Genomic DNA, 3,277 nt, shown 5'->3' on the forward strand with positions numbered 1-3,277 from the left:
GATTATATGACCTTAAAAAATCTGTCCAGTTAATTGTAACCTATCCAATGCATCATGTAGACTGTCCTTGGAAGCCGAGATCCATTGAACAGAGGGAAGGACGAGGTATCAGACAGGGCAACGAAAATGAAGAGGTGGCAATCTACAGATATGTCACCAAAGGAACATTTGATGCATACAACTGGTCGCTTGTGGAAAATAAGCAGCGTTTTATCAGTCAGGTAATGACAAGCAAGGCGGTAAGCCGAAGCTGTGAGGATATCGACGAAGCAACACTTTCCTATGCTGAAATTAAGGCGGTTGCCACAGGCAATCCGTTAATCAAGGAAAAGATGGAGATTGACAATGATGTGCAGAGATTGAAGCTGTTAAAGGCATCGTATGATAAGCAGAGGTATGGCTTGCAGGATAACTTTATGATCAGGTACCCGAAGCTGATTAAGACTGCAACGGAAAAGCTTGTCAATGTAAGGGAACTCTGAAAGTTTGACATTAGAATCTAGCAATTAGAGTTCGGTTACTGTTGACAAAGTAAGAACCACAACATAAAATCTAAATTAAGATTAAATCTTATTAAGGAGGACTGAGAACAATTAGAAATACGATTCAAAGAGATATGGTACTAAGTGCAGTAAATGAGATGCATCGTCATGTAACAGCTGATCAGATATACACATTTATAAGGGATAAATATCCATCAATTGGAAGAGGAACCGTATATAGAAATCTTGGCATACTTGTAGAGGAAGGAAAAGTCAGAAAAGTAGAAGTTCCGGATGGCTCTGATCGCTTTGATTTTACACTTGAGAATCATTATCATGTTGAATGTGTAAAATGCGGAGAAATATTTGATGTTGACATGGATGTTATATCAGAAATTGAAAAGAAAATAAAAGATGCACATGGTATGAAATATATAAGCCATGACATATTTTTTAAAGGAATTTGCCCAGAATGTCAGAATAATAAAATGAATGACCTGTAAGATTGGAGGATAATATAATGTTAGAGATAGGGACAAAAGCACCAGATTTTGAATTACCAGACCAAAATGGAGAATTACATAAATTGAGTGAGTATCTTGGGAAAAAAGTGATACTATATTTTTACCCAAAAGATAATACACCGGGCTGCACAAAGCAGGCGTGTGGATTTTCAGAAAGATATCAATGGGTGTGGTCAGAACAACATACCTTATTGATGAAGAAGGTGTTATCATAAAAGCCAATGATAAGGTAAAAGCTGCTGACGATCCAGAAAAAATGTTACAGGAATTAAGCTGATGAAGATTATATTATCACCCGCAAAAAAGATTAAAGTGGATACGGACAGTATAGAAAGCTTAAGTGAACCGGTATTCAAAGAAAAAACAGATGAGATTCTTAGATGGCTACAGGGCAGGTCTGAAAAAGAACTCAAGGAAATGTGGAAGTGCAATGACAAGATTGCTGAACAGAATATAGAAAGAATTAATTCCATAAAAATGGAAAATAATCTTACACCAGCAATTTTAGCATACGAAGGAATTGCATATCAGTATATGGCACCGATAGTTTTTGAAGAGGAACATTTTAACTATGTTCAGGAACATTTGAGAATATTGTCAGCATTCTATGGAGTATTAAAGCCTCTGGATGGCATTACTCCATACCGCCTTGAGATGCAGGCAAAGGCTGCCATAGGGGGCTCAAAGAATCTGTATGATTTCTGGGGAGATAATCTATATAGGGAATTGATAGATGACAGCAGAATCATTGTTAATCTGGCTTCAAAGGAATACTCTAAATGTATTGAAAAATATCTGTCGCATAAAGACAGGTATATAACGATTACATTCTGTGAGAAGTCAGAAGACAAGCTTATCACAAAAGGCACATATGCAAAGATGGCACGAGGCGAAATGGTAAGATATATGGCAGAAAACCATATAGAAAAACCAGAGAGCATCAGTAACTTTAACAGACTTGGCTATGTGTTCAGAGATGACATATCATCAGATCATGAGTACATATTTGAAAGAAAATCTGAAAAATAGAAAATAATAATGGGAATTATTTGAAGGTGATAGAGATATGAAAGAAAAGATAGCTAATATATTAAAGACAGTACTTGTACTGTTTCTGGCAGTTTTGGTTATTATTATGATGTTGGAAATACGAAAAATACAGGGAACTGCAAGAGTTATCAATTATGCGGGATTAGTCAGAGGAGCAACACAGCGGGAAGTAAAGCTGGAAATTACCGGAACGTCAGATGATGAAATGATTGCGGATCTTGATGATATTCTGAATGGACTTAAATATGGGAATGGAGGATACAGTCTTGTGAGTCTCCCAGATAGAACATATCAGAACAAGCTGGATGAACAGATATCATATTGGAATAAGTTAAAAGAAGAAATTTTATCAGTAAGGGAAAATGGATATGAAGCAACAGATGTTATTGCTATAAGTGAAACATATTTTAATATGGCAGATGAAACAGTCACATCAGCTGAAATATATTCTGAAAGAGTTGCTGGAACTATCAGAGTGGTTGAGATACTATCAATTTTAGATATTATTATGCTTGTCCTGATAATTATCCAGCAAACAATAGCGGATATTAGAATTAAAAACAAAAATAAAGTTCTGGAGAAAAAAGCTTATGTTGACCTGCAGACGGGACTTCCTAATAAGAGCAAATGTGAGGAAATGCTTCGTAGCTGTGAGTATATAACGGAACCTATGGGATTTGTAATGTTTGACTTGAATAATCTGAAGCTGGCAAATGATACTTATGGACATGCGGTAGGAGATCAGCTTATAACTAATTTTGCAAAACTGTTAAGAAATTCCATACCATCGAAGTATTTTGTAGGAAGATATGGTGGAGATGAATTTATAGCTGTTATCACGCAAACAACAAAGAAAGAGATTTTGGCTATTATGGAAGATGAGCGCGTTATAATAAGGACAAAGTTAGAGAAACCCAGTAAAATCAAGGGGTTAGCACTAATTTAGTCCTTATTTTTATACCATTTTAGCGGTAAAGATAGGGCAGCGCTGCAATATTAAACCGAAAATTCAAGTCAGCATCACAGATGTCCACAATCAGTCTGAGAGTGAATCTGTGCGCTTAGATTAGGTACAATTTTATATCAAAAACATTTAGTGAGGACTAAATTAGCACTTGAGATGGAATATTCCATCAGCTGATTTGGTCCTCTTTTTATTTGAGAGGAGTGGTCGAATGGGCAAGGTGTTAATTTGGTTCGTAATCATTATTAGTACAGTGG

The 3,277-nt window shown here is 36.0% G+C and carries 3 protein-coding genes and 2 pseudogenes; all 5 read left to right on the plus strand.

Features of this window, described 5'->3' with window-relative positions:
- Positions 1-482: pseudogene (locus DXA60_RS17440) on the plus strand (hypothetical protein); the annotation flags it as partial.
- Between the two features lie 101 nt (positions 483-583).
- Positions 584-985, plus strand: coding sequence for a Fur family transcriptional regulator (locus DXA60_RS17445; protein WP_117922566.1), 402 nt, complete (start codon positions 584-586; stop codon positions 983-985).
- A gap of 17 nt (positions 986-1,002) precedes the next feature.
- Positions 1,003-1,283, plus strand: a pseudogene (locus DXA60_RS17450) (peroxiredoxin).
- Positions 1,283-2,035, plus strand: a complete 753-nt coding sequence (gene yaaA, locus DXA60_RS17455; protein WP_117922567.1) for a peroxide stress protein YaaA — start codon at positions 1,283-1,285, stop codon at positions 2,033-2,035. The pseudogene DXA60_RS17450 and the gene yaaA overlap by 1 nt, the downstream one beginning before the upstream one ends.
- Positions 2,036-2,072: 37 nt before the next feature.
- Positions 2,073-3,002 carry a diguanylate cyclase gene (locus DXA60_RS17460; protein ID WP_117922568.1) on the plus strand — a complete coding sequence of 310 codons (930 nt, stop codon included), beginning with the start codon at positions 2,073-2,075 and terminating at the stop codon, positions 3,000-3,002.
- Positions 3,003-3,277 lie beyond the last annotated feature (275 nt).

It is taken from the genome of Roseburia sp. OF03-24, assembly GCF_003463035.1.
Lineage (GTDB): Bacteria > Bacillota > Clostridia > Lachnospirales > Lachnospiraceae > Roseburia > Roseburia rectibacter.

Excerpts from the sequence above, each read along its gene's own strand:
- yaaA (WP_117922567.1), top strand. The coding sequence starts at position 1,283 with ATGAAGATTATATTATCACCCGCAAAAAAGATTAAAGTGGATACGGAC.
- DXA60_RS17460 (WP_117922568.1), top strand. The coding sequence starts at position 2,073 with ATGAAAGAAAAGATAGCTAATATATTAAAGACAGTACTTGTACTGTTT.